This is a genomic window from Micromonospora sp. WMMD735 (assembly GCF_049178995.1).
GTDB classification, from domain to species: domain Bacteria; phylum Actinomycetota; class Actinomycetes; order Mycobacteriales; family Micromonosporaceae; genus Micromonospora; species Micromonospora wenchangensis.
The window spans coordinates 3,861,915-3,887,124 of record NZ_JBMHMJ010000002.1; the positions used below are offsets into that span (position 1 = coordinate 3,861,915).

General features: G+C 73.5%; 21 protein-coding genes and 1 pseudogene. 12 read left to right on the forward strand and 10 right to left on the reverse strand.

Features of this window, described 5'->3' with window-relative positions; genetic code table 11:
• The first annotated feature begins 118 nt into the window (after positions 1 to 118).
• Entirely contained in the window at positions 119 to 3,943 is a 3,825-nt protein-coding gene (locus ACN268_RS16380; protein WP_421483926.1) for a multifunctional oxoglutarate decarboxylase/oxoglutarate dehydrogenase thiamine pyrophosphate-binding subunit/dihydrolipoyllysine-residue succinyltransferase subunit, read from the forward strand.
• 73 nt (positions 3,944 to 4,016) lie between these two features.
• A complete protein-coding gene (locus ACN268_RS16385) occupies positions 4,017 to 4,196 on the forward strand; it encodes a DUF6104 family protein (protein ID WP_088645992.1) in 180 nt (59 codons plus the stop codon).
• A gap of 72 nt (positions 4,197 to 4,268) precedes the next feature.
• Here the strand turns inward: ACN268_RS16385 and ACN268_RS16390 are convergent, their stop codons facing one another.
• Together ACN268_RS16390 and ACN268_RS16395 are read right to left on the reverse strand one after the other, a co-directional pair.
• On the reverse strand, positions 4,269 to 6,479 hold the full coding sequence (locus ACN268_RS16390) for a bifunctional polysaccharide deacetylase/glycosyltransferase family 2 protein (protein WP_421483927.1): 2,211 nt from the start codon (positions 6,477 to 6,479) through the stop codon (positions 4,269 to 4,271).
• Positions 6,472 to 7,077, reverse strand: a complete 606-nt coding sequence (locus tag ACN268_RS16395) for a hypothetical protein (protein WP_421483928.1) — start codon at positions 7,075 to 7,077, stop codon at positions 6,472 to 6,474. Before ACN268_RS16395 ends, ACN268_RS16390 begins: the two co-directional genes overlap by 8 nt.
• 249 nt (positions 7,078 to 7,326) lie before the next feature.
• Here ACN268_RS16395 and pta point away from each other — a divergent pair, with 249 nt between their 5' ends.
• Genes pta through ACN268_RS16415 form a run of 4 tightly spaced genes read left to right on the forward strand, consistent with a single transcriptional unit; the run spans position 7,327 to position 12,527 of the window.
• Positions 7,327 to 9,402, forward strand: coding sequence for a phosphate acetyltransferase (gene pta / locus ACN268_RS16400; RefSeq protein WP_421483929.1), 2,076 nt, complete (start codon positions 7,327 to 7,329; stop codon positions 9,400 to 9,402).
• The gene (locus ACN268_RS16405; protein WP_421483930.1) at positions 9,399 to 10,550 is read left to right on the forward strand and encodes an acetate/propionate family kinase; all 1,152 of its coding nucleotides are present in this window, start codon (positions 9,399 to 9,401) and stop codon (positions 10,548 to 10,550) included. The genes pta and ACN268_RS16405 overlap by 4 nt, the downstream gene beginning before the upstream one ends.
• Before the next feature lie 57 nt (positions 10,551 to 10,607).
• The gene (locus ACN268_RS16410; RefSeq protein ID WP_421483931.1) at positions 10,608 to 11,510 is read left to right on the forward strand and encodes an alpha/beta hydrolase family protein; all 903 of its coding nucleotides are present in this window, start codon (positions 10,608 to 10,610) and stop codon (positions 11,508 to 11,510) included.
• 39 nt (positions 11,511 to 11,549) lie between these two features.
• Complete coding sequence (locus ACN268_RS16415) at positions 11,550 to 12,527, forward strand: alpha/beta hydrolase family protein (RefSeq protein WP_421483932.1); 978 nt, start codon at positions 11,550 to 11,552, stop codon at positions 12,525 to 12,527.
• Positions 12,528 to 12,535: 8 nt separating this feature from the next.
• Here the strand turns inward: ACN268_RS16415 and ACN268_RS16420 are convergent, their stop codons facing one another.
• From ACN268_RS16420 to ACN268_RS16430, 3 genes are all read right to left on the reverse strand, one after another.
• Complete coding sequence (locus tag ACN268_RS16420; RefSeq protein ID WP_421483933.1) at positions 12,536 to 13,498, reverse strand: zinc-binding dehydrogenase; 963 nt, start codon at positions 13,496 to 13,498, stop codon at positions 12,536 to 12,538.
• Between the two features lie 98 nt (positions 13,499 to 13,596).
• Complete coding sequence (locus tag ACN268_RS16425) at positions 13,597 to 14,775, reverse strand: NAD(P)-dependent malic enzyme (RefSeq protein WP_421483934.1); 1,179 nt, start codon at positions 14,773 to 14,775, stop codon at positions 13,597 to 13,599.
• Between the two features lie 140 nt (positions 14,776 to 14,915).
• The gene (locus tag ACN268_RS16430) at positions 14,916 to 15,266 is read right to left on the reverse strand and encodes a S24/S26 family peptidase (protein ID WP_421483935.1); all 351 of its coding nucleotides are present in this window, start codon (positions 15,264 to 15,266) and stop codon (positions 14,916 to 14,918) included.
• Between the two features lie 84 nt (positions 15,267 to 15,350).
• On the opposite strand from ACN268_RS16430, the gene sodN reads away from it, so the two are divergent.
• The 3 genes and pseudogenes from sodN (at position 15,351) to ACN268_RS16445 (ending at position 16,717) form a co-directional block, all read left to right on the forward strand.
• Entirely contained in the window at positions 15,351 to 15,755 is a 405-nt protein-coding gene (gene sodN, locus ACN268_RS16435) for a superoxide dismutase, Ni (RefSeq protein ID WP_088645999.1), read from the forward strand.
• A gap of 65 nt (positions 15,756 to 15,820) precedes the next feature.
• Positions 15,821 to 16,313 (forward strand): annotated as a pseudogene (locus ACN268_RS16440) (GNAT family N-acetyltransferase).
• Complete coding sequence (locus tag ACN268_RS16445; protein ID WP_204926843.1) at positions 16,310 to 16,717, forward strand: ATP-binding protein; 408 nt, start codon at positions 16,310 to 16,312, stop codon at positions 16,715 to 16,717. The pseudogene ACN268_RS16440 and the gene ACN268_RS16445 overlap by 4 nt, the downstream one beginning before the upstream one ends.
• Before the next feature lie 43 nt (positions 16,718 to 16,760).
• Here ACN268_RS16445 and ACN268_RS16450 read toward each other — a convergent pair whose 3' ends face one another.
• Positions 16,761 to 17,150, reverse strand: a complete 390-nt coding sequence (locus ACN268_RS16450) for a hypothetical protein (RefSeq protein WP_421483936.1) — start codon at positions 17,148 to 17,150, stop codon at positions 16,761 to 16,763.
• Between the two features lie 42 nt (positions 17,151 to 17,192).
• On the opposite strand from ACN268_RS16450, the gene ACN268_RS16455 reads away from it, so the two are divergent.
• Complete coding sequence (locus tag ACN268_RS16455; protein ID WP_204926841.1) at positions 17,193 to 18,143, forward strand: diacylglycerol/lipid kinase family protein; 951 nt, start codon at positions 17,193 to 17,195, stop codon at positions 18,141 to 18,143.
• Between the two features lie 443 nt (positions 18,144 to 18,586).
• The gene (locus ACN268_RS16460; RefSeq protein WP_067311984.1) at positions 18,587 to 18,844 is read left to right on the forward strand and encodes a WhiB family transcriptional regulator; all 258 of its coding nucleotides are present in this window, start codon (positions 18,587 to 18,589) and stop codon (positions 18,842 to 18,844) included.
• 142 nt (positions 18,845 to 18,986) lie between these two features.
• On the opposite strand, the gene ACN268_RS16465 is transcribed toward ACN268_RS16460, so the two are convergent.
• Genes ACN268_RS16465 through ACN268_RS16480 form a run of 4 tightly spaced genes read right to left on the reverse strand, consistent with a single transcriptional unit; the run spans position 18,987 to position 22,409 of the window.
• The gene (locus tag ACN268_RS16465; RefSeq protein ID WP_421483937.1) at positions 18,987 to 19,790 is read right to left on the reverse strand and encodes a sirohydrochlorin chelatase; all 804 of its coding nucleotides are present in this window, start codon (positions 19,788 to 19,790) and stop codon (positions 18,987 to 18,989) included.
• Positions 19,772 to 20,536 (reverse strand): phosphoadenylyl-sulfate reductase, encoded by a 765-nt coding sequence (locus tag ACN268_RS16470; RefSeq protein ID WP_421483938.1) that lies wholly within the window; start codon positions 20,534 to 20,536, stop codon positions 19,772 to 19,774. The genes ACN268_RS16465 and ACN268_RS16470 overlap by 19 nt, the downstream gene beginning before the upstream one ends.
• The gene (locus tag ACN268_RS16475; RefSeq protein ID WP_141723017.1) at positions 20,533 to 20,691 is read right to left on the reverse strand and encodes an IS1 family transposase; all 159 of its coding nucleotides are present in this window, start codon (positions 20,689 to 20,691) and stop codon (positions 20,533 to 20,535) included. Before ACN268_RS16475 ends, ACN268_RS16470 begins: the two co-directional genes overlap by 4 nt.
• Positions 20,688 to 22,409 carry a nitrite/sulfite reductase gene (locus ACN268_RS16480; RefSeq protein WP_204926839.1) on the reverse strand — a complete coding sequence of 574 codons (1,722 nt, stop codon included), beginning with the start codon at positions 22,407 to 22,409 and terminating at the stop codon, positions 20,688 to 20,690. Before ACN268_RS16480 ends, ACN268_RS16475 begins: the two co-directional genes overlap by 4 nt.
• Positions 22,410 to 23,560: 1,151 nt before the next feature.
• Here ACN268_RS16480 and ACN268_RS16485 point away from each other — a divergent pair.
• A complete protein-coding gene (locus ACN268_RS16485) occupies positions 23,561 to 25,195 on the forward strand; it encodes a glycosyltransferase family 39 protein (protein ID WP_421483939.1) in 1,635 nt (544 codons plus the stop codon).
• Positions 25,196 to 25,210 lie beyond the last annotated feature (15 nt).

A 25,210-nucleotide genomic window follows, 5' to 3' on the forward strand; every position in this document is an offset into this window, starting at 1 on the left:
AATGCCTATGGTGTTTCCGCGGCGTAGCCTGGGAGCCGACGCCCGTCCACGTGCAAGTAAGGACGACGGCGGACACCGCGTGACACACAGACCCGCGTGAAAGAGGCGATTACCGGCCGTGTCGACCCAGCAGACTTCGCAGGAGAACCCACTGGCGGGTTTCGGCCCGAACGAGTGGATCGTCGAGGAGATGTACCAGCGCTACCTCGCCGACCCGTCGAGCGTCGACTCGGCCTGGCACGACTTCTTCGCCGACTACCGACCGGCCCCCGGCGCGGCGACCCCGCGCCCGGCTGACGGTGGTGCGGCGACACCGCAGCCGGCCGGGCAACAGGAGCCGGCCGGGCAGCAGGAGCCGGCCGCCACCGTCGCGACCGGGCCCGCCGCCAAGCCGGCGACGACCGACGCCGGGCCGGCGACCGGCACCGCGTCGGCCGCCGCCAAGCCGACCGCCGCGACCAAGTCGGCCGCCGCCGCGAAGCCGGCCACCGCGAAGAGCGCCACCGCGAAGAGCGCCCCCGCCGCGAAGCCGGCGGCCACGGAGAAGGCCGCCCCGGCAAAGCCGGCGGCGAAGGCGCCGACGGCCAGCGCCGCCGGCACCACACCGCTGCGCGGGGTGGCCGCCCGGATCGTGCAGAACATGGACGCCTCGCTGTCCGTGCCGACCGCCACCAGCGTGCGCGCGGTCCCGGCCAAGTTGCTGGTCGACAACCGCATCGTGATCAACAACCACCTCGCCCGGGGGCGCGGCGGCAAGGTCAGCTTCACCCACCTGATCGGGTACGCGCTGGTCCGGGCCGTGGTCGCGCACCCGGAGCTGAACAACTCCTTCGCCGAGGTGGACGGCAAGCCGGCGATGGTCCGCCCGGAGCACGTCAACCTGGGCATCGCCATCGACCTGACCAAGCCCGACGGCTCCCGCAACCTGGTGGTGCCGTCCATCAAGGGCTGCGAGCAGATGGACTTCCGGCAGTTCTGGCAGGCGTACGAGGACGTGGTCCGGCGCGCCCGCCGCAACGAGCTGACCATGGAGGACCACTCGGGCACGACGATCTCGCTGACCAACCCGGGCGGCATCGGCACGGTGCACTCGATCCCCCGGCTGATGCAGGGGCAGAGCGCGATCATCGGGGTCGGCGCGATGGAGTACCCCGCGCCGTACCAGGGGATGAGCGAGGCGACCCTGGCCGAACTGGCGGTCAGCAAGATCATCACGCTGACCAGCACGTACGACCACCGGATCATCCAGGGCGCGCAGTCCGGCGAGTTCCTCAAGGTCATGCACGAGCTGCTGCTCGGTGAGCACGGCTTCTACGACGAGGTCTTCACCTCGCTGCGCATCCCGTACGAGCCGGTGCGCTGGATGCGGGACGTGGCCGTCGACTCCGAGGGTCAGATCAACAAGACCGCGCGGGTGCACGAGCTGATCCACGCCTACCGGGTCCGGGGCCACCTGATGGCCGACACCGACCCGCTGGAGTTCACCATCCGCAAGCACCCCGACCTGGACGTCCTCCAGCACGGGCTGACCCTGTGGGACCTCGACCGCACCTTCCCGGTCAACGGCTTCGCCGGCAAGCAGCGGATGAAGCTGCGCGAGATCCTCGGCGTGCTGCGCGACTCGTACTGCCGTCGACTCGGCATCGAGTACATGCACATCCAGGACCCGGAGGAGCGCCGCTGGATCCAGGAGCGGATCGAGCGCCGCTACGAGAAGCCGGCCGCCGACGAGCAGAAGCACGTGCTCAACCGGCTCAACGCCGCCGAGGCGTTCGAGACCTTCCTGCAGACCAAGTACGTCGGCCAGAAGCGGTTCTCGCTGGAGGGCGGCGAGTCGTTGATCCCGCTGCTCGGCGAGGTGCTGGAGGCGTCCGCCGAGGACGGGCTGGACGAGGTCGTCATCGGCATGGCGCACCGGGGCCGGCTCAACGTGCTGGCCAACATCGTCGGCAAGCCGTACGAGAAGATCTTCTCGGAGTTCGAGGGGCACCTCGACCCGCGCTCCACCCAGGGCTCCGGCGACGTGAAGTACCACCTGGGCCAGAACGGCAAGTTCACCACCCCGGACGGCGACCACTCGGTCAAGGTGTCGGTGGTGGCGAACCCGTCGCACCTGGAGGCGGTGGACCCGGTACTGGAGGGCATCGTCCGGGCCAAGCAGGACCGCATCGACCTCAAGCTCGAGGGTTACACCGTGCTGCCGCTGGCGGTGCACGGTGACGCCGCGTTCGCCGGCCAGGGGGTCGTCGCCGAGACGCTCAACCTGTCCCAGCTGCGTGGCTACCGCACCGGCGGCACCGTGCACGTGGTGGTCAACAACCAGGTCGGCTTCACCACCGCCCCGGAGTACAGCCGGTCCAGCCTCTACAGCACCGACGTGGCCCGGATGATCCAGGCACCGATCTTCCACGTCAACGGCGACGACCCGGAGACCGTGGTCCGGGTGGCCCGGCTGGCCTTCGAGTACCGGCAGGCGTTCAACAAGGACGTCGTGATCGACATGGTCTGCTACCGGCGGCGCGGGCACAACGAGGGTGACGACCCGTCGATGTCCAACCCCCAGATGTACAAGATCATCGACTCGAAGCGTTCGGTCCGCAAGCTCTACACCGAGGAGCTGATCGGCCGGGGCGACATCACCGTCGAGGACGCCGAGGAGCTGCTGCGCGACTACCAGGCGCAGCTGGAGCGGGTCTTCAAGGCCACCCGGGACGCCGCCACCACCCCGCGCCAGGTCAGCCGGTCCAGCCGCGCCGACGAGCCGGAGCCGCAGGTGGCGACCGCCACCGACGCCGCCGTGGTCAAGGCCATCGGCGAGGCGCACGTCAACCTGCCCGAGGGCTTCACCCCGCACAAGCGCATCCAGCAGTTGCTCGACCGGCGGGCCAGGATGTCCGCCGAGGGCAACATCGACTGGGGGTACGGCGAGATCATCGCCTTCGGCGCGCTGCTGCACGACGGGGTCACCGTCCGGCTCGCCGGGCAGGACTCCCGTCGGGGCACCTTCGTCCAGCGGCACGCCTCGATCGTCGACGCCAAGACCGGCGAGGACCACCTACCGCTGAAGTCGCTCACCGCCGACGGCGAGCGGTCCCGGTTCTTCGTGCACGACTCGCTGCTGAGCGAGTACGCGGCGATGGGCTTCGAGTACGGCTACTCGGTGGAGAACGTCAACGCGCTGGTCTGCTGGGAGGCGCAGTTCGGTGACTTCGTCAACGGCGCCCAGTCGGTGATCGACGAGTTCATCTCCTCCGGCGAGGTGAAGTGGGGCCAGCGTTCCGCGGTGACCCTGCTGCTGCCGCACGGCCACGAGGGGCAGGGCCCGGACCACACCTCCGGCCGTCCCGAGCGGTTCCTGCAGATGTGCGCCGAGGACAACATGCGGGTGGCCATCCCGACCACCCCGGCGAACTACTTCCACCTGCTGCGCCGGCAGGCCCTGTCGCCCAAGCGCAAGCCGCTTGTGGTGTTCACGCCGAAGTCGCTGCTGCGGCACAAGCTCTGCGTCAGCCCGGTGGAGGACTTCACCACCGGCACCTTCGCCCCGGTGCTGGCCGACACCGCCGCCCCCGCGCCGGAACAGGTCAAGCGGGTGCTGCTCTGCTCGGGCAAGGTCTACTACGACCTGTTCTCCGCTCGGCAGGAGCGGGGCGTCACCGACACCGCGATCGTCCGGATCGAGCAGCTCTACCCGCTGCCGGTGCAGGAGATCCGGGACGCGCTGGCGGCGTACCCGAACGCGGAGGACTTCGCCTGGGTGCAGGAGGAGCCGGCCAACCAGGGGGCGTGGAGCTTCGTCGCGCTCAACCTGCTGGAGCACCTGGCCGACGTCCGGCTGCGCCGCATCTCCCGGCCCGCCGCCGCCGCCCCGGCGGTCGGCTCGGCCAAGATGCACGAGGTGGAGCAGACCGCGCTGATCGACGCCGCGCTGCCCCGCCCCTGATCCATTCCGACCCACCCGGCCCGCCCCCTGTCAGGGGGCGGGCCGGGCCCGTCAGCGAGGAACGAGGAACACGGTGTACTTCACCGATCGTGGGATCGAGGAGCTGGTGCAGCGCCGGGGCGACGAGCAGGTCACCCTGGAGTGGCTGGGCGAGCGGCTGCGCGACTTCGTCGACCTCAACCCCGAGTTCGAGACGCCTGTCGAGCGGTTCGCCACCTGGCTGGCCCGCCTCGACGACCTCGACGAGGACTGATTCCGACGGCGGCCCCCGGGACGGGCGGAAGGCGGGCGCGCACCCCGGGCCCCGCACCGGACCCGGGGGCGGTCAGCCGTTGCGCACCGCCGGCTCCAGGCCGGTACGCCGCAGCTTCTGCCAGCCCAGCCGCCCGCCGGTCAGCGCGGTGACCACCGCCTGCACCATCACCAGGTACATCAGCTGCCGGTAGACGAACTGTTGCAGGGGCAGCACCCACAGCACCCCGAGCTTCTCCCGGTCCAGCCGGAACGCCACCACGGCGGTGAGGGTCTGCACGCCGAGCATGACCAGCCAGGCCACCGCCGTGGCCCGGCGGTCGAGGAAGAACAGGCCGTACAGGGCCAGCAGGTCGATCACCGGCGCGAGCAGCGGCAGCAGCACCCCGAAGAGGCTGAGGAAGAACAGGCAGCGCCTGGTGAACCGGCCGGACGCGCCCCGGTCGAGCACCGAGCGCCGGTGCTTCCACATCGCCTGCATGGTGCCGTAGCTCCACCGGTAGCGCTGCTTCCAGAGCTGGCCCATGGTCGCCGGGGCCTCCGTCCAGGCGCGGGCGGTCTCCTCGTAGACCACCTTCCAGCCGGCCCGGCCCAGGGCGATGGTGATGTCGGTGTCCTCGGCGAGGGTGTCGTCGGTCATCCCCCCGGCGTAGCGCAGCGCCTCCCGCCGGAACCCGCCGATCGCGCCCGGCACGGTGGACATGCAGCGCAGCGTCTCGTAGAGCCGCCGGTCGAGGTTGAACCCGATGACGTACTCGATGTGCTGCCACTTGGCGATCAGGCTGCGCCGGTTGCCGACCTTGACGTTGCCGGCCACCGCGCCGACCTGCGGGTCGGCGAAGGGCTGCACCAGCCGGCGGACCGCGTCGGGCTCGAAGACCGTGTCCCCGTCGACCATCACGATCAGGTCGTGCCGGGCCAGCGCCAGGCCGGTGTTCAGGGCGCTGGGCTTGCCGCCGTTGGGCTTGCGGACCACCCGGACGTTGGGCAGGCCGAGCGCGTCGACGATGTCGGCGGTGCCGTCGGTGGAGCCGTCGTCGACGACGATCACCTCGATCCCGCCCGGATGGTCGCCGCCGGCCAGGGAGCGGACCGCCGCCGCGATCCCCTCCTTCTCGTTGTACGCCGGGACGATCACCGAGACCGGCGCGGTGACCGGCGGCCCCCAGCTCCAGTCCCGGGCCCGCCGCCGTCGGGCGTGCCGCCCGGCCAGCACGAACAACACGAGGGTACGGCCCACGGTGAGCACGCCGACGACGACGAAGAGCACACCGAACACGGTCAGCATCCGGTCGGCGCCCTGCACCGCCCAGATCAGCGTCCGGCCACGCCACCGTTCCCCGGTGCCGGCGGGGGTGGCGGCGTCCATCCGGTGGTCGACCCCGGCGGCGGCGAAGGCGAGGTTCAGCCCCTCGGTCGCGGTGACGAACCGGTACCCCCGTTCCTTCATCATCGGGATGAACCGGTCGAGGGCGGCGACGGTCTGCGACCGGTCCCCGCCGGCGTCGTGCCAGAGGGTCACCGCACCGGAGTCCCCGTCGGGGGCCGCGTTCTCGACGATCCGGTCCACTCCGGGCAGCGACCAGTCCTGGCTGTCGGTGTCGTTGAGGAAGGTCAGGTAGCCCAGGTCACCGGCGGCGGTGACCACCGGCCAGTCCCGGTTGTCGATCGCGCCCGGATGCGACGAGTACGGGAAGCGCACCAGCGAGGTCCGCATGCCGGTGGCCCCGGCCACGGCGAGCTGGGTCTGGGCGTACTCCAGGCGTTGCCGCCACGCCGGCAGTTCGGCGAGGTCGGGGTGGGTGAAGGTGTGCACGCCGAGCTGGTGCCCGCCGTCGGTCAGCTCGCGGGCCACCTCGGGGTGCCGGGCGACCTGCGAGCCCAGCACGAAGAACGTGCCCTTGACCTCGTGGGCGGCCAGGACCTTGAGCACCTCGCGGGTCCAGACCGGGTGGGGGCCGTCGTCGAAGGTCAACGCGATGGTGCGCGGCGGCAGCCGGTAGGAGCGGACCAGCTCGCTGCTGGCGCTGATGATCGGCCCGCCGGTCACCACCGAGGTCGGTACGTCCCGCTGCCCGGCGACGTCGTTGCGGCGGTCCGGGGCGAAGGACGCGTTGGCGTACGCGCCGACCAGCAGCACACCGGCCAGCAGCGCGAGCACCGTGCCCAGCAGGATTCCGCTCGGCTGCGGCACCGGCCGACGTCGTCGGGCCGGGCCGGGGGTGCGACGGCGGGTCGGCCCGGGTGTGCGACGGCGGGTGCTCGGGCCGGCCGGCTCAACCATCGACGCGGACGCCGTCGGCACCGCCGGGCAGCGGGTCGGGCAGGGCGGGCGGCTCGTCGGTGGGCGTCGGCGGGTTCGGCGTGGTGGCCGGCGGCGTCGACCGGGTCGGTCGGGGCGACGCCGTGGAGGTGGCCGGGCTGCGGCCCGGCGACCGGCTGGCGCTCGGCGACGGCGAGGGACTGACGGTGCCGCCGGTGGCGGACGGGGTGACCGGGGCGACGGCCGGTCCGCTGCCCCGGGGTGCCCGGGGGGCGACGCTCGGTGCCACGGCGCCGGTGGTCGTGGCGGGGGTGGCCGGGGTGGTGGTGGCCGTCCGGGCCGGCGGCGACGACCGCTCGGGCTGCGCGACCTCGTCGACGAAGGGGAGCACCGCGTGCGGGGCGATGCCCCCAGCGAAGCTGATCCCGACCAGCCCGGAGTAGATCAGGACCACCAGCCCCAGGGCGTACGCGAGCCAGCGCAGCCGGGAGTGGCGGCGGCCGCTGGGGTCGACGAAGACCGGGACCGGCGGGGGCACGGCGGCGATCAACGCGGTGGGGCCGTCGGTCGGGCCGACGGTGCGGTCGAGCACCACGGTCGGCCCATCGACTACCGTCACGTCATCGGTACGATGTGGATCGGCGGCCGACCGAACACCGAGCGCGCCCATGGGCTTCGATCCTTTGGATGGCGCATTTTTCCTGCTCAGGCGGTCGGCAGTCATGGGATGCGAGTTTAGGCACGAGGATCACTCAGCTTCCAGCCCGTCCCACTAATGAGACTCGGGTCGCACCTGCGGGCACCTGCCGGCGACGGTTCAGGGCGAAGGTCCCGGGCGGGAGCCGACGTGATCTCCTAGGGTGGTGCCGTGGCCCGCAGCGTCTACCTGACCAGCGTGGGGTCCGGCGGGGGTAAGTCGACCATCGCCCTCGGCCTCGCGGAACTCCTCTCCCGGCAGGTCGAACGGATCGGCGTGTTCCGGCCGCTGGTCTCCGACACCGGCGACGACCCGATCCTCGCCCTGCTGCACGACCGCTACCGGATCGACCTGCCCCAGGCCGACCTGACCGGCACCACGTACGCCGAGGCGGCGGCCCTGGTCGCCGACGGCCGGCGGGAGGAGCTGATCTCCCGGATCGTCGAGCGGTACCGGGCGGTGGAGCGGCGCTGCCCGGCGGTGATCGTGGTGGGCAGCGACTTCACCGACGGCGGGGACACCGCCGGCCCCCGGGAGCTGGCCTTCAACGCCCGGCTGGCCACCGAGTTCGGCAGCGTCGTGGTGCCCGTGGTCGACGGCTTCGGGCAGCAACCGGAGGCGGTCACGGCGGCGGCGCGCGGGGCGTACCACGATCTGGCCGACCTGGGCGCGACGGTGCTGGCGGTGATCGCCAACCGGGTGACCGGGGCGCTGACCCTGCCGGAGCTGCCCGTCCCCGCGTACGCCATCCCGGAGGTGCCGAGCGTGTCGGCGCCGACGGTGGCCGAGGTGGCGGCGGCGCTCGACGCGACCCTGCTGGCCGGCGACGACGCCGCCCTCGGCCGGGACGTGCTCGACTACGTGGTCGGCGCGGCGCACGTGCCGACCCTGCTCGACCACCTCACCGAGGGGGCCCTGGTGATCACCCCGGGCGACCGGGCCGACCTGCTGGTCGCGGCGGCCACCGCGCACGTCGCCGGGCAGGTCTCGCTCGCCGGCGTGGTGCTCACCCTCGGCGAACAGCCCGACCCCCGGGCGATGCGCCTGGTCGAACGGCTCAACACCGGCTTCGCCGTGCTCTCGGTGACCAGCGACAGCTACGACACGGTCGAGGCGTCCAGCCACATCGAGGGCCGGCCCGGCCCGGCCAACCCGCGCAAGGTGGAGGCCGCGCTCGGCGCGTTCGAGGGTCACGTCGACACCGTCGACCTGGCCCGCCGGCTGCGGGTCAGCCGCTCCGAGCGGGTCACCCCGCTGATGTTCGAGTACGACCTGATCGACCGGGCCCGCGCCGACCGCCGCCGGCTGGTGCTGCCCGAGGGCACCGACGAGCGCATCCTGCGGGCCACCGAGATCCTGCTCCGCCGGGGGGTCGCCGAGCTGACCCTGCTCGGCCGCCCGGACGAGGTGGCCCGTCGCACCCGTGAGCTGGGCATCGACCTGACCGGCGCGCAGGTGGTCGACCCGGCCGGCAGCGCCTGGCGGGACGAGTTCGCCACCCGGTACGCGGCGCTGCGCGCCCACCGGGGCGTCACCGCCGAGATCGCGCACGACATCGTGGCCCAACCCAACTACTTCGGCACCATGATGGTGGCCACCGGGCACGCCGACGGGATGGTCTCCGGGGCCACCCACACCACCGCCGCCACCATCCGCCCCGCCTTCGAGATCATCCGTACCGTGCCCGGTGTCTCGGTGGCGTCGAGCGTGTTCTTCATGCTGCTCGCCGACCGGGTGCTGGTCTACGGCGACTGCGCGGTCAACCCCGACCCGGACGCCGCCCAGCTCGCCGACATCGCCATCTCCTCGGCCGACACGGCGGCCCGGTTCGGCATCGAGCCGAGGGTGGCGATGCTGTCGTACTCGACCGGGGACTCCGGCGCGGGAGCCGACGTGGAGAAGGTCGCCGCCGCCACCAGGCTCGTCCGCGAGCGCCGGCCCGACCTGCTGGTCGAGGGGCCGATCCAGTACGACGCGGCGATCGACCCGCAGGTCGCGGCGACGAAGCTGCCGAGCAGCACGGTCGCCGGCCGGGCCACCGTGTTCATCTTCCCGGACCTCAACACCGGCAACAACACGTACAAGGCGGTACAGCGGTCGGCGGGGGCGGTGGCCGTCGGGCCGGTGATGCAGGGCCTGCGCCGACCGGTCAACGACCTGTCCCGGGGCGCGAAGGTCGCCGACATCGTCAACACCGTGGCGATCACCGCCATCCAGGCGGCCGGATCGTCAAAGGAGGGGTCGTGACCGACCGGGTGCTGGTGCTCAACTGCGGGTCGTCGTCGGTGAAGTACCGGCTCTACGCCGGGGGGTCGACCGTCGACTCCGGCACCGTGGAGCGGGTCGGCGAGCCGGGTGGCGGCCCGCCCGACCACGCCACCGCCGTCCGGGACGTCCTCGGCCGGCTCGACCTGACCGGGCTGACCGCCGTGGGGCACCGGGTGGTGCACGGCGGCCGGCGGTTCAGCGCGCCGGTCCGGATCGACGACGCGGTCGTCGCCGCGATCGGGGAGCTGGTGCCGCTGGCACCCCTGCACAACCCGGCGAACCTGGCCGGCATCGAGGTCACCCGGGAACTGCTGCCGGACGTCGCCCAGGCGGCGGTCTTCGACACCGCGTTCCACCACACCCTGCCCGAGTCCGCCGCCACGTACGCCATCGACCTGGACACCGCCCGCCGCCACGACATCCGCCGGTACGGCTTCCACGGCACCTCGCACGCGTACGTGTCACGGCGCACCGCCGAGCTGCTCGACCGGCCGTACGACCGGCTGCGCACCATCAGCCTGCACCTGGGCAACGGGGCGAGCGCCTGCGCGGTGGACGGCGGACGCAGCGTGGCCACCTCGATGGGGATGTCGCCGCTGGAAGGGCTGGTGATGGGCACCCGCAGCGGGGACCTCGACCCGACGGTGATCTTCCACCTGCGCCGCGCGGGCGGGATGGGCGTCGACGAGATCGACGACCTGCTCAACCACCGCAGCGGGCTGCTCGGGCTGGCCGGGGCCAACGACATGCGGGAGGTGCAGTCCCGTCGGGCCGCCGGAGATCCCGGCGCGGTCCTCGCCTTCGACGTCTACTGCCGGCGGATCACCGGCTACGTCGGGGCCTACCACGCGCTGCTGGGCGGGACGGACGCGATCACCTTCACCGCCGGGGTGGGCGAGCACTCCCCCGAGGTACGGGCCGCCGCCCTGGCCGGACTGGACCGGCTCGGCATCGCCGTCGACCCCGACCGCAACGCCGGCACCGGCGACCGGGTGATCTCCCCGGCCGGCGCGCCGGTCAGCGTCTGCGTGGTCGGCACCGACGAGGAGCGGGAGATCGCCCGGCAGACCCGGGCGGTGCTGGCCGGGGCGGACCGAGCGGTGGAGCCGGACCGACCGGGGCGGTGACCACCATCGTCCGGACGGCCGGGCCGGACCGGTCCGTCGACCACCTACCGTGCAGGCATGGGGGTGAGGCGGCTGTGCGCCGTGGTGCTGGCCGCGCTGCTCGCCGGCTGCGGCCCGGCCGCCGCCGCCACCGACCCGCCACCGCCGACGCCGGCCCGGCACGCCCCGGACCACGCCCTGCCGGTCGCGGTGCGCACCCTCACCGTCGATCCGGCCGGGCCGCGCCCGCTGCCGGTGACGCTCTGGTATCCGGGCGTGGGTGGCCGGGTCGCCCCGGGCCGGTTCCCGGTGGTGGTGCACAGCCACGGCCTGCACAGCCTCCCCGCGCTGCACGCCGCGTTGGCCGTCAGGTGGGCCGCCGCCGGTTTCGTGGTGGCCGCGCCGACCTACCCCTACACCAACCGACGGGCGGCCCGGTTCAGCCGCGCCGACGTCCGTAACCAGCCCGCCGACGGCTGGCGGGTGATCCGGCACCTGGTCCGGTTGGACGCCCGCGCCGGTGACCCGCTCGCCGGGCACCTGGACGTGGGCCGGTTCGCGGCGACCGGGCACTCGGCGGGCGGTTTCACCACGGCCGGCATGTTCACCTCCGGCCACCCGACCCGGCTGCGCTCCGGCGTGATCATCGCCGGGGGTGGACTGGCCGGTGCCTTCGCCGGGCCGAGCGCCCCGCTGCTGTTCGTGCACGGCACCGCCGACCCGGTGGTGCCGCTGGCCGTCGGGCGGGCCGGCTACCGGCGGGCGGGCGGCCCGAAGGCGTTCCTCAGCGTGCTCGGGCAGGGTCACGGCGAATACCTCACCCCGGGTCGGCCGGGCTTCGAGCAGGTGCTCGCCACCGTCACCGACTTCCTGCGCTGGACCCTCTACGACGACCGGGACGCCGGCCGGCGGCTGCGCGCCGACGCCACCCGCCCGGGCGTCACCACCCTCGACGACCGGTTGGCCGACGCCGGGCCGTAGCCCGCCGGGCAGCCGCGACGGGCAGGCACAATCGTTCTCATGTCCCGTCGTCGTATCCCGGTCCTGCTGACCGCCGCGCTGTTCGCCGCCGGCCTCGTCGGCTGCTCGGCGTCGCCGTCCGCGCCCCCCGCCGCCCCGTCGCCGACGCCGGAGGCGACCGCGCCGCAGGCCACCCCGCAGGCGTCGCGCGTTCCCGCCGGGACCGCGCCGACGCGGGCGTTCGCGGTCGGCGTACGGGAGCTGCGGCTGAACCGGGGCGGCGACCGCCCGCTGCCGGTGACCCTCTGGTATCCGGCCCGGGGCACCGCCGGTGGAGCGGCGCAGCGCGACGCCCCGGTGGCGGCCGGCCGGTTCCCGGTGGTGGCGTTCAGCCACGGCCTCGACGGGCGGCCGACCGACTACCGGGCGTTGACCACCCGCTGGACGGCGGCCGGTTTCGTGGTGGCCGCGCCGACCTTCCCGCACACCGGCAAGGGCACCGACGGCAGCGTCCTGGACGTGCTCAACCAGCCCGCCGACGTGTCGTACGTGCTGGACAAGGTCCTGGCACTGGACGCGAAGGCCGGTGACCCGCTGCGCGGCCGGCTGGCCACCGACCGGGTGGCCGCCGCCGGGCACTCGGCCGGCGGCGTGACCACCATCGGCCTGTTCACCACCGGCCGGGACGAGCGGCTGCGCGCCGGGGTGGTCCTCGCCGGGACCGGGCTGGGCGTGGGCACCGCCTTCGCGGGGGCCGCCGCCCCGCAGCTCTTCGTGCACGGCCGGGCCGACGAGGTGGTCGACTACGCCGCCGGCAAGGCCGTCTACGACGCGGTGCCGTGGCCCAAGGCGATGCTCAGCCTGACCCGGGGCGACCACGGCCGGGTACTGCTCGGTGACGACACGGCCCTGCGGGTGGTCTCCGACACCATCGTCGAGTTCCTCCGCTGGACGCTCTACGGCGACGCGGCCGCCCGGGACCGGCTGCCCGCCTCGGCCACCCGGGGGGACATCGCCACCCTCGACGACCGCCTCTGAGCGACGGGTCAGGCGGTGTGGTCGACCACGACCTTGCCGAAGACCGCACCGGAGTGCAGCCGGGCGAAGGCGTCGGCCACCCGGCTGAACGGGACCACGCTGTCGACCACCGGGCGTACCTCGTGCTCGGCGCAGAAGGCGAGCAGCTCGGTCAGCTCGTCCGGGGTGCCCATCGAGGTGCCGAGGATCTCCAGCTGCATGGCGAAGACCCGGCGCAGGTTCACCGGCGGCAGGTGACCCGAGGTCGCCCCGGCGACCACGATCCGGGCCATCGGGGCGGCCGACTTCAACGAGTGGTCGAAGGTGGCCGCGCCGACCGTCTCGATCACCACGTCGACCCGCTCCGGCAGCCGGGCGCCGGGTTCCAGCGCGGTCGCCCCCAGCGCGGCGACGCGGTCCCGCTTGGCGGCGTCGCCGCTGGTGGCGTACACCCGCTTGCCCAGCGCCAGGCCGAGCGCGACGGCGGCGGTGGCGACCCCGCCGCCGGCCCCCTGCACCAGCACCGCCTCGCCGTCGGCGATCCGGCCCCGGGTGGTGAGCATCCGCCACGCGGTGAGCCAGGCGGTCGGCAGGCAGGCCGCGTCGGTCGCCGACAGGCCGGTCGGCAGCGGCAGCAGGTTCATCCGGGGTACGGCCACCCGCTCGGCCAGGGTGCCCTGGTAGTGCTCGGAGAGGATGGAGACGCCCCGCGGATCGCCGGGGGTAGGCAGCACCGGGTAGATCACCACCTCGTTGCCGTCCGGGTCGGTGCCGACCGCGTCGCAGCCCAGGATCATCGGCAGTTGACCGTCGGCGAGCCCGACCCCGCGCAGCGACCACAGGTCGTGGTGGTTGAGCGAACTGGCCCGCACCTGCACCGTCACCCAGTCGTCGTCGAGGTGGGCGGGCTCGGGACGGTCGCCGACGGTGAGCGCGGCGAGCGGGTTGTCGGCGTCGAACCGGGAGGCATAGGCGGCACGCATGATCCGCACCGTAACAGCGCGACGATCGTTCCCGCAGGGTCCGGGCCGACCGACCCGGACCCTGCGCACCTGTTCGCCGGGCGCGTGGGGTGCCCGCCGCCTGTCGCTCAGGCGCGGGCGACGCCCTCGTGGCGGGCCGCCTGTGCCACCGCCGCCGCCACCGCCGGGGCGACCCGGGGGTCGAGCGGGGACGGCACGATGGCGTCCGCGCTGAGCGCCCCGTCGACCACCCCGGCGATCGCGTCGGCGGCGGCCACCTTCATCCCGTCGGTGATCCGGGTGGCCCGGGCGTCCAGCGCGCCCCGGAACACCCCGGGGAAGGCGAGCACGTTGTTGATCTGGTTGGGGTAGTCGCTGCGTCCGGTGGCGACCACCGCCACGTGCCGGGCGGCGACCTCCGGGTCCACCTCGGGGGTGGGGTTGGCCAGCGCGAAGACGATGCCACCGGGGGCCATCCCGGCGACCGCCGCCTCGGGGATCCGCCCGCCGGAGACGCCGATCAGCACGTCCGCGCCGCGCAGCGCCTCGGTGACGTCACCGCGCCGCCCCTGCGCGTTGGTGGTCTCGGCGAGGTACGCCTTGGTCTCGGTCAGGTCGTCGCGGTGCCGGCCGATCACGCCCCGGGAGTCGCAGACCACCACCTGTTCGGGGTCCACTCCCCCGGCGACGAGCATGTGGGTGACCGCGACGCCGGCCGCGCCGGCCCCGCTGACCGTCACCCGCAGGTCGCCGAGCTTGCGGTTGAGCAGGGACGCCGCGTTGCGCAACGCGGCCAGCACCACGATCGCGGTGCCGTGCTGGTCGTCGTGGAAGACCGGGATGGGCAGCGCCTCGTCGAGCCGCCGTTCCACCTCGAAGCAGCGCGGGGCGCTGATGTCCTCCAGGTTGATCCCGCCGAACGAGGGGGCGAGGGCCCGGACCGTCGCCACGATCTCGTCGACGTCCTGGGTGTCCAGGCAGACCGGCACCGCGTCGACGCCGGCGAACTGCTTGAACAGCACCGCCTTGCCCTCCATCACCGGCAGCGCCGCGCGGGGGCCGATGTTGCCGAGGCCGAGCACGGCGGAGCCGTCGGTGACGACGGCGACGGTGTGCGACACCCAGGTGTAGTCGTCGACCAGCGCGGGGTCGGCGGCGATCGCCTCGCACACCCGGGCCACCCCCGGGGTGTACGCGAGCGAGAGGTCCTCGCGGCTGGTCAGCGGGACGGTCGAGGCGACGGCGAGCTTGCCGCCGAGGTGCAGTCGGAAGACGGGATCAGCGGGATCCACGGTGGACGCAGACATGGTGACTCCAGGATCTGTCGAACAGACGGAGCGGCCGGCGCGAGGGCGCGAGGTGAGGCGGAGCGGCGACACGCGGTACGGGGGTCACCCGGGCACCTCCCGAGCATAGTCAGGCCACCGGTACCGGGTTGTGAGGAGGGTCATATCGGTGCCCCGGCCGGCCGACCGGGGTGGGGCCAGTAGCGGAACACCACCCGGCCCAGCACGTCGGCCACCCCGTACGCCCGGGAGTCGTCGGTGACCAGCGCGTTGTCACCGTGCAGCCACCATCCGCCGTCCTGTGGACGGACGGCGCGCTTGACCACCAACAGGTCCGGGCGGCTGCGGAACACGGCCACCACCACGTCGCCGGGGCGGACGGGCCGGCCACCCCGGCGGACCAGCAGCGCGTCGCCGTGGCGCAGGGTGGGCGACATGGACGGCCCGGTCACGCCGACGGCGGTGAACGGGGCGCGCGACCGAAGGGTGGGACCGGGGCCGCCGACCGTCACGAGGTTTCCCCTCCGCCCCTGCCGGGGACGTCCTCAGGAGTAGTGTCGGCTCGGATCATCGCAAACATCCCATGGAGGAACCTGATGCGACTTCCCCGCATCCTTTCGCCCCGTGTGACCGCCAGCGCACACTGTGACCTGCCCTGCGGCGTCTACGACCCGGCGCAGGCCCGGATCGAGGCCGAGTCGGTCAAAATGATCTGCGAGAAGTACCAGGCGAACACGGACCCCGAGTTCCGCACCCGGGCGATCCTGATCAAGGAGCAGCGCGCCGACCTGGTCAAGCACCACCTGTGGGTGCTCTGGACCGACTACTTCAAGCCGCCGCACTTCGAGAAGTACCCGCACCTGCACCAGCTGTTCAACGAGGCCACCAAGGCGGCGGGCGCGGCCGGCGCCAAGGGTGCGACCGACCCGGCCAAGGCCGACGAGCTGCTCCAGAAGATCGACGAGATCTCCAAGATCTTCTGGGAGACCAAGCAGGCGTGAGCCTGCCCACCACGGCACCGACGATCCGGCCGGCGCGTCCTGGGGACGTGCCGGCCATCGTCGCGATGGTGCACGAGTTGGCCGACTACGAGAAGGCCGCCGACCGCTGCGGGATGGACCCCGGCACAGCTCGACACCGCCCTGTTCGGGCCGGCTCCGGCGCTGTTCGGGCACGTCGCGGTGGACGACGACGACCAGCCGGTCGGCTTCGCGCTGTGGTTCCTCAACTTCTCCACCTGGGCCGGCGTGCACGGCATCTACCTGGAGGACCTGTACGTCCGCCCGGCGTGGCGGGGCACCGGGGCCGGCCGGGCGCTGCTGGCCGCCCTCGCCGGGATCTGCGTGGAGCGCGGCTACCGGCGGCTGGAGTGGTGGATGCTCGACTGGAACCCGGCCGCCCGGTTCTACGCCTCGATCGGGGCCGAGCCGATGACCGAGTGGGTGCCCTACCGGCTCGACGGGACGGCCCTGCACGGCCTCGCCGCCGAAGGGGTGACGTCGGCCACGCGTCTGTCGGCCCGGCCGGGTAGAGTCCCGGACCGGGGGGATGAGGCGTGACTCAACTGACCGGCCAGCCAGCGACCGACGACGACGTCGTGCACCTCACCGTGCCCGCCGACGGCGGCTACCTGGGCGTGCTGCGCACCGCCACGGCGGGGCTCGCGGCCCGCCTCCAGTTCGCGCTCGACGAGATCGAGGATCTGCGGATCGCGGTCGACGAGGCGTGCGCGATGCTGCTCGCCATCGCCACCCGCGACGCCGAGCTGGAGTGCCGGTTCTCGGTCACCGAGGACGCGCTGACCGTCGAGGTGACGGTGCCGACCGTGCGCGGCGCAACCCTGCCCGGGGAGTCCTCGTTCGCCTGGAAGGTGCTCACCGCGCTGACCACGGCGGCGGCGGCCGAGTCCACCCAGGGCCGGGCCACCATCTCGTTGCTGACCCGCCGCTCCGCCGGCTACTGACCGGCCCCGGCCGGCGGCTTCGCGCCGCGTCCGGCGGCGCGGGTCAGCCGAAGCCCAGGGCCCGGGTGGTCGGTGGGCTGACCAGCAGCGCGCAGACGCCCACCCCGAGCACGATCAGGGGTACGCCGAGCCAGCCCAGCCCGCCGGAGATCATGAACCAGCCGACCGGCAGCAGCATCAGCTCCAGCACCATCGCCGGGGCGCGGGCACCGGCCCGGCGGCGGGCCAGCGCCCCGCCCAACGCCCAGAGCGCGACCGCACCGGCGATGGCGAACCCGGTCACGAAGAGTGCCGAGACCAGGTCGGTCGTGGTGGCGGTGAGGTCGGCCCAGACCAGCCAGCCGGCGAGCAGCGCCAGGGCGACGGCCTCGGCCCGCAGCAGGCGTACCGCCCAGCGCAGGGTGTCGGGAACCGGCGCGGAGTCGATCGTCACGCGGGCCACGATACCCCTGCCCCATCACGTAAAGTGCCGGCCATGCGGGCCGTCCTGGTGGTCAATCCGAAGGCCACCACCACCAGCGAACGCAGCCGGGACGTGCTGGTCCGGGCACTGCGCAGCCAAGTAGACCTGTCGGTGCGGTACACCCGACGCCGGGGCCACGCCACCGACCTGGCCCGGGAGGCCGCCCAGGAGGGCGTCGACCTGGTGGTCACCCTGGGTGGTGACGGCACGGTCAACGAGGTGGTCAACGGCCTGATGACCGCCGATCCCCCGACGATCCGCACCGGCGGCTCTCCGGCGGAGCGGTTGCCGGCGCTGGCCACCGTGCCGGGCGGCTCGACCAACGTCTTCGCCCGCGCCCTCGGGCTGCCCCGGGAGTGGGCGGACGGCACGAGCATGATCCTGGAGGGGTTGCGGCTGGGCCGGTCCCGCACGATCGGGCTGGGCCGGGCCGACGACCGCTACTTCACCTTCTGCGCCGGCTTCGGCCTGGACGCGGCCGTGATCCACCGGGTGGAGCAGGCCCGGCGGCGGGGGCGGGTCTCCTCCCCCGCGCTCTACTTCCGTTCCACCCTGAGTCACTACTTCCTCGGCTCGGACCGGCGGCATCCGGCGATCAGCCTGGAGCGGCCGGGCGAGCCGGCCGAGGCCGAGCTGGCGACGGTGATCATCCAGAACACCGCGCCGTGGACGTACCTCGGCGACCGGGAGGTCAACCCGAACCCGGCGGCGTCGTTCGATCTCGGGCTGGACGTGATGGCGCTCCGTCAGCTCCGCGTCGCCAGCACGACACGGACGGTGACGCAGTTCCTCTCCCGACACCCCGATCCGCGCGGCAAGCAGGTGCTCCGGTTGCACGATCTGGAGGAGTTCACGCTGGTCTCGGCCCGCCCACAGGCCTTCCAGCTGGACGGGGACTACCTCGGCGAGCGACACAAAGTCAGATTCACCTCCGTTTCCGGCGCACTGAGAGTAATCTGCTAGGTCTCGGGTAACGCCCTAGGTCGAGCGGTCGGGACACCGCGCGGCGCGGTGGCCGCCACACCGAGGAGGAGTGCCGGAAATGTCAGCAATGTCACGCGGACTGTACTATATTGATCCTCGACTGTGGTACGCCGGGTGACGGGGAAGCCCGTGAACCGGACAAAAGGGTCGTGAGCTTGCTCACCGAGCGGAGTTTTTCCGAGCGTCACCCCTTGACATCGCGTTCGTTCGTGAAAGTATTCACAAGCGAACTTGAGTTACCGGGACATTGCCTGGATATGCTCGGCCGGTTGAGCAGTTCCAGCAGGCCCAGGCGCTGAAAACGAGTCTGCTCACGCATTGCCGAATAGTCGTATGCGAACCGTGACGACCGGCACTGCGGACGGATATAAGAAAAGCACCAGCGTTACTGCCATCCATCCAGAATGAGGAGTGTTGCCGCCATGGACTGGCGTCACAATGCCGTCTGCCGCGACGAGGACCCGGAGCTGTTCTTCCCGATCGGGACGTCCGGCCCTGCTGTCCTGCAGGTCGAGCAGGCCAAGGCCGTCTGCCGGCGCTGCTCCGTGACCGATCAGTGCCTCCAGTGGGCACTGGAGTCCGGTCAGGACGCCGGCGTCTGGGGCGGGATGAGCGAGGAGGAGCGCCGCGCGGTCAAGCGCCGTGGCGGTCTCCGGGTGCTGCGCGCTCACTCCGCCTGAAAAAACCGATCACACACGCTGTCCGCCCCGGCCGGGTCCGCCCGCCGGGGCGTTCTGCTGCCCGCACTCCCCGTGATCAGAATTCGTCAATGCATTGTCGCGAGACAATTACCGACGGTAATGAACATGCGAGTGACTCCGGTCACCCGTCACCCGACGTGTCGACCCGGCGCAGCACCAGATCCACCAGATCCGGGGAGTCGTTCAGCGGGGCGCTGACGGCCACCGCCCCGGCCCGCTCCGCCGCCGCCGCCACCGCATCGTGGAACAGCCCCGGCGCGAGGAAGTACGCCACCACCGCCACCCGACGTGCACCGGTCGCCCGTAGCCGGGCCACCGTCACGTCGGTGGTCGGCGGGGCCGCCGAGGCGTACGCCACCGTGCAGGGCACCCCGTACCCGGCGGAGAGGGCGGCGGCGACCCGCCCCACCGACCCCCGGGCCCGCGCGTCCCGGGTGCCCGCCGCCGCCAGCACCAACGCGTCCACCGGCCCCGGCCACGCCTGCGCCAGGCGGTGGCCCAACCCGGCCAGCAACCCCGCGTCCACCGTCCCGTCGGCCGGCCCGAGCACGTCGGTGACCCGTACCGTCAGCCCGGGAGCGGCCTCCCGGGCCGCCGCCACCGCCGCCGGGACGTCCACCCGCCGGTGGTAGGCGGCGGTGAGCAGCAGGGGCACCACGACCGCCGTACGGTGCCCGTCGGCCGCCAACCCCCGCAGCACCTCCGTCGGCCCCGGCGCGGTGTGGTCGAGCCAACTGGGCAGCACCGGCGTACCGGGACGGGCGGTCTCGACGGCACGGGCCAGCGCCCGGGTCGCCGCCGCCGCCCGGGGGTCCCGGCTGCCGTGCGCCACCAGCACCACCGGCACACCCGCACCGGTCCGTCCCGGCCGCGCCGCGCCGGGAGTCGGGGCGTGCGCCGGCCCGGTCAGACGTGCAGACCGCACTCGGTCTTCTCGAACATGGCCCAGCGGCCGGCCCGGGGGTCCTCCCCCGCCCTGGTCCGGCGGGTGCACGGCCAGCAGCCGACCGAGCCGTAGCCCCGGCTGAGCAGCTCGTTGACCGGGATGTCGTAGCGGGAGATGTAGGAGTCCACGTCGGCCTGGGACCAGGCGGCGATCGGGTTCACCTTCACCTTGCCGCGCCGGGGGTCGAACGTCACCACAGGCGTGTTCGCCCGGGTCGGCGACTCGTCCCGGCGCAGCCCGGCGGCCCAGGCGTCGTACCCGGACAGGGCCCGCTCCAACGGCTCGACCTTGCGCAGCTGGCAGCAGTCGTCCGGGGAGCGGTTGAACAGCCGGGGACCGTACTCGCCGTCCTGCTGGCCGACGGTCTGCCGGGGCCGGATCGAGCGCACGTTCACCGGCAGGCGGCGGGCCACCTCGTCGCGGACCCGCAGCGTCTCCGGGAAGTGCAGCCCGGTGTCCAGGAAGATCACGTCCACCCCGGGGGCGACCCGGGACACCAGGTGGGCCAGCACGGCGTCGGCCATCGAGCTGGTCACGCAGAACCGGTCGCCGAAGGTGTCGGCCGCCCACCTGGCGATCTCCAGCGCCGGGGCGCCCTCCAGCTCGCGGCCGGCCCGCTCGGCCAGCGCCCGCAGCTCGGCCGGGTCACGACGGGCCGGATCGGTCGTCCTCGGGCCACCGGGGCCGACCAGGCCCAGGCCGGTGGCGGAGAGCAGCCCGGTCACCGGGTCACCGCCCGGCTCAGCAGGCCGTTGAACTTGACGGTGAAGACCCGGGCGCAGGCGTGGCACTCCCAGGCGCCGTGTCCGGCCTCGTTCGGCCGCAGGTCCTCTTCGCCGCAGTACGGGCAGTGCAGCGGCGCGGATCGGGTTTCGCTCATCGGAGTTCCTCCTCGTCGACCCTGATCACCCAGTTGGCGAACGTCTCGCCCTCGGTCCGGCCGGCCAGGTAGCGGCGGGCCAGTCGTTCCACGTACTCGGGAAGCTCGTCGGCGGTGGTCTTCAGGCCGCGCAGCTTGCGGCCGAACCCGGCGGTCTGCCCCTGGGCCATGCCCAACCCGCCGCCGAGGTGCACCTGGAAGCCCTCCACCTGACGGCCGTCCGGGCCGACCACCAGCTGCCCCTTGAGGCCGATGTCGGCGACCTGGGTGCGGGCGCAGGCGTTCGGGCAGCCGTTGAGGTGGATGGAGATGTCCGCGTCGAAGTCGCGCAGCCGCTCCTCCAGCCGGGCCACCAGTTCCTCGCCACGCGCCTTGGTCTCGACGATGGCCAGCTTGCAGAACTCGATGCCGGTGCAGGCCATGGTGCCGCGCCGCCACGCCGACGGCCGGGCCTCCAGGCCGATCCCGCGCAGCTCGTCGACCAGGGACTCCGTCCGCGCCGGCGGCACGTCCAGCACCAGCAGCTTCTGGTACGGCGTGAGCCGCACCCGGTCGCTGCCGTGCGCCTCGACCACGTCGGCGAGCTTGGCCAGCTGCCCACCGGAGACCCGCCCGACCACCGGGGCGGCCCCGACGTAGTTGCGCCCGTCGCGCTGCCGGTGCACGCCGATGTGGTCGACGGGCTTGTCGGGCAGCTGCGGGGCCGGGCCGTCGAGCAGGGTACGCCCCAGGTACTCCTTCTCCAGCACCTCGCGGAACTTCTCCACGCCCCAGTCGGCGACCAGGAACTTCAACCGGGCCCGGTTACGCAGCCGGCGGTAGCCGTAGTCGCGGAAGATGCCGACCACGCCCGCCCAGACGTCCGGCACCTCGGCCAGCGGCACCCAGACGCCGAGCCGCTTGGCCAGCATCGGGTTGGTGGACAGGCCACCGCCGACCCAGACGTCGAAGCCGGGGCCGTGCTCCGGGTGCTCGACCCCGAGGAACGCGATGTCGTTCGCCTCGTACGGGGTGTCGACCAGCCACGAGATGGTGGTCTTGAACTTGCGGGGCAGGTTCGAGTACGCCTTGTCGCCGACGTAGCGGCTGACGATCTCGTCGAGCGCGGGGGTCGGGTCGAGCACCTCGTCCTCGGCCACCCCGGCGACCGGGCTGCCCAGCACGATCCGGGGGCAGTCGCCGCACGCCTCCGTGGTCTGCAGGCCGACCGACTCCAGCCGACGCCAGATCTCCGGCATGTCCTCGACCCGGATCCAGTGGTACTGGATGTTCTGCCGGTCGGTGATGTCGGCGGTGTCCCGGGCGAACTCCCGGGAGATGTCGGCGATCACCCGGAGCTGGGCCAGGGAGAGCTGGCCGCCGTCGACCCGGACCCGGAGCATGAAGAACTCGTCCTCCAGCTCGTGCGGCTCCAGCACGGCGGTGCGCCCGCCGTCGATGCCGGCCTTACGCTGGGTGTAGAGGCCCCACCAGCGGAACCGGCCGCGCAGATCCTGCGGGTCGATCGAGGCGAACCCGCCGTGGGCGTAGATGTTCTCGATCCGGGCCCGGACGTTCAGCGGGTCGTCGTCCTTCTTGATCCGCTCGTTGGGGTTGAGCGGCTCGCGGTGGCCGAGGGCCCACTGTCCTTCGCCACGGGGACGACGGGGAGCGCGGGTGGCGGGAACGGCGGTGGCCGTCGGGGTCCCGGGACGGGCCGGGGTGCTGCTGACCGCCATCGCGGCGTCCTCCGTTGTCTCTGCGGTGCCTCGGGGGGAGCGCGGACGCGGCGGCGGCCGGCCCTGGAAGGGCCGAGGACAACGGTGTCGGAACGGCCGGCGCAGAATACGCGCCCGAGACGGATGGGTCGGGCGTCGTCAGTGGGCCGGACAGATCGCGCTGCGCACACGGCCGTAGTCGACGTGGCGACGTGCCACGAAGCGGCGGACGACAGCGGCGGTCATGCAGCCATGCTCCCACACCCTGCGGAAACCGGCCAAGAACCGCGTGCCGCATCCCACATCACGGGCCGCATCCCCTACGTCACCGAGGCCGTGCCGCGACCAGTGAGCCGATGTTGCGGCATCCGGCCAGACAACGACTGCAACATCGACCCACCTGAGTTGACAAGGCGGGCGGTCTGGGCCGCCGAGGGCTCGACGGCCGGGCTGGACGGGCGGGGCGGCCGGGCTCGGCGGGCGGGTTCGGCGGGCGGGCTCGGCGGGCGGGCTGGACGGGCGGGGCGACCGGGCTCGGCGGCCGGGCTGGACGGCCGAGGGCTGGGCCGCCGGGCTGGGCCGCCAGGCTGGGCCGCCAGGCTGGGCGGTCGCCAATGGGCGCCAGAAGGGGTATCCGGCTGGACAGACACCGCAACATCGGCCCACATGAGTCGATCAAGGGCCCCCGGCCCGCTCAGCGGCCCGCATGTGCCGTGGGTCGGGGTCCATCCGAGCCGGGGGTCCATCCGGGCCGGGGGTTCATCCGGGCCGACGGCGGCCATCCCGCCGGCCGGGACGAGTCCTGGGGGCGGGACCCGGGGTTGCGGCCGGGGAGGGGACGGACCGCACCGGACCGGGTGAATCGTCTGCGCCATCAGCTCGAAAGGACGCGAACTCACCCGCACGACCGGCGGGCCTTCTGGTGACCTTCGGCTCCGGCCGTATCGCCGGAGCCGGTGTGGGACCCTCGACTCGTGGGCGCGATGTCCGGAAAGGGGCATTCGGGTGGGCATTCTGATGCGCACCCGCGTTCCCGTGAACCAGCACCGACGGACCCACACGCCGGGCCGGCGGCACCAGTACCGGCACCGGCACCAGCAGCGGCAGCGGCAGCGGCAGCGGCAGCGGCAGGGTCGCGCGGGGGGCGGCTGCCGGCGCTGACGGCGGGGTCGGTGGTCTGGGCGGTTCCGCTGCTGGTCACCCTGGCCGCCGGTTGCTGGGGGATCAACCGGGCCCAACCCTGGCGGGACGAGCTGGCCACCTGGAGCGCGGCCACCCGACCGGTCGGGGACCTGGCCCGGCTCACCGGCACCGTCGACGCGGCGACCGGGGCGTACTACCTGGTGGTGCACGGCTGGACCGGTGTGTTCGGCGACTCGGTGGCGGCACTGCGACTGCCCTCGGTGCTGGCAATGGCGGGGGCGGCCGGCCTCACGGCCGTCCTCGGACGGCGGCTGTTCGGGGCACCTGCCGGCCTGCTCGCCGGCCTGCTCTTCGCGGTCCTGCCCGGCACCTCCCGGTACGCGCAGGAGGCCCGGCCGTACGCGCTGGTGACCCTGCTCGCCGTGCTGGCCACCGTGCTGCTGGTCGGCGCCCTGGACCGTCCCGGCCGGCTGCGCTGGGCCGGCTACGCGGCGGCCGTCACCGGGCTCGGCCTGGCCCATCTGCTCGCCCTGACTCTGCTCGCCGCGCACGCCGTGGCGGTGCTGACCGTCCAGGGCTACGCCCGCCACCAGGACGCCCGCCCGCGTGACGCCCGTCCGCAGGACGCGCCAGCCCCGGACTCCCGCGGTCGCGACGCCCGGCCCCGGGACGACCGCGTCGACGACGGTGCGACCGTTGCCGGAGGGACGGGTGGGAGGTGGGGGGACCGGCCGCTGCGGGGGTGGGTACCGGCCGTGTCGGTCGCCATGGTGGTGCTGGTGCCGCTGCTGGCCACGGCGCAGCGGCAGCGGTCCCACCAGCTCGACTGGGTGGCTCCGGCCCGACTGGCGGACCTGGCGGCCCTGCCGGGCGCGCTGGCGCACAGCGGCGTGGTGGGTGGCGTGCTCGTCGGGCTCGCCGCGCTCGGGGCGGCCCGCTCGGGGCGGCGGGCCCTGCTGCCCGGCCTCTGTGTGCTGCTGCCGGTGCTCCTGGTCTTCGTCGCCGCGCTGGCGGTGCCCCTCTGGGTGCCGCGGTACCTGTTCTTCACGGTCCCCTTCGCCTGCCTGCTCGCCGGTGCCGCCCTGGCCGGCCCCGCACCGCGGGCGGCCCGGGAGCCGACCGGACCGGAGTGGCCCCGACCGGCGCGCCCGCTGGGCCGGCCGGTGGGGGCGGGGTTGGCGGTGGTGGCGCTCGCCGCGCTGCTCGGGCTGCCCGACCAGGCGGCGGTACGGCACAGTCACGGCTGGCCGCGCAGCACGACGGTCGACTACCGGGGGGCGGCGGCCGTGATCGCCGCCGGCCAGCGGCCCGGCGACGCGGTGGTCTACGCGCCCCGCGACGGCTGGCTCTTCCTCGACCTCGGCATCGATTACCACCTGCCCCGGATCGCCGGTGACCGGGCCACCGACGGGCCCCGGCCCCGGGACGTGCTGGTCGCCCAGGGGCGGCGGGACCGGGCCGACCTGTGGGTCCGCGAGTGCGACCGGCCAGCCGGCTGCCTGGCCGGCGTGGACCGGGTCTGGCTGGTGGTCGCCGGGCGGCACGACGACCCGCTCGCCACGGTCCCGGGCGGCAAGGGCGACGCGCTGCGGGCCGGGTTCACCGTCGAGCAGGTCCACCCCCGGCCGGGGGTGACGGTGGCGCTGCTCGCGCGCCGGCGGTAACCCGCGACCTCCCCC

Bases quoted from the DNA above. Each gene is read 5' to 3' on its own strand.
- ACN268_RS16390 (WP_421483927.1), bottom strand. From the start codon at position 6,479: ATGGTTGAGCCGGCCGGCCCGAGCACCCGCCGTCGCACACCCGGGCCG.
- ACN268_RS16410 (WP_421483931.1), top strand. From the start codon at position 10,608: ATGGGGGTGAGGCGGCTGTGCGCCGTGGTGCTGGCCGCGCTGCTCGCC.
- ACN268_RS16425 (WP_421483934.1), bottom strand. From the start codon at position 14,775: ATGTCTGCGTCCACCGTGGATCCCGCTGATCCCGTCTTCCGACTGCAC.
- ACN268_RS16480 (WP_204926839.1), bottom strand. From the start codon at position 22,409: ATGGCGGTCAGCAGCACCCCGGCCCGTCCCGGGACCCCGACGGCCACC.
- sodN (WP_088645999.1), top strand. From the start codon at position 15,351: ATGCGACTTCCCCGCATCCTTTCGCCCCGTGTGACCGCCAGCGCACAC.
- ACN268_RS16475 (WP_141723017.1), bottom strand. From the start codon at position 20,691: ATGAGCGAAACCCGATCCGCGCCGCTGCACTGCCCGTACTGCGGCGAA.
- ACN268_RS16460 (WP_067311984.1), top strand. From the start codon at position 18,587: ATGGACTGGCGTCACAATGCCGTCTGCCGCGACGAGGACCCGGAGCTG.
- ACN268_RS16415 (WP_421483932.1), top strand. From the start codon at position 11,550: ATGTCCCGTCGTCGTATCCCGGTCCTGCTGACCGCCGCGCTGTTCGCC.
- ACN268_RS16455 (WP_204926841.1), top strand. From the start codon at position 17,193: ATGCGGGCCGTCCTGGTGGTCAATCCGAAGGCCACCACCACCAGCGAA.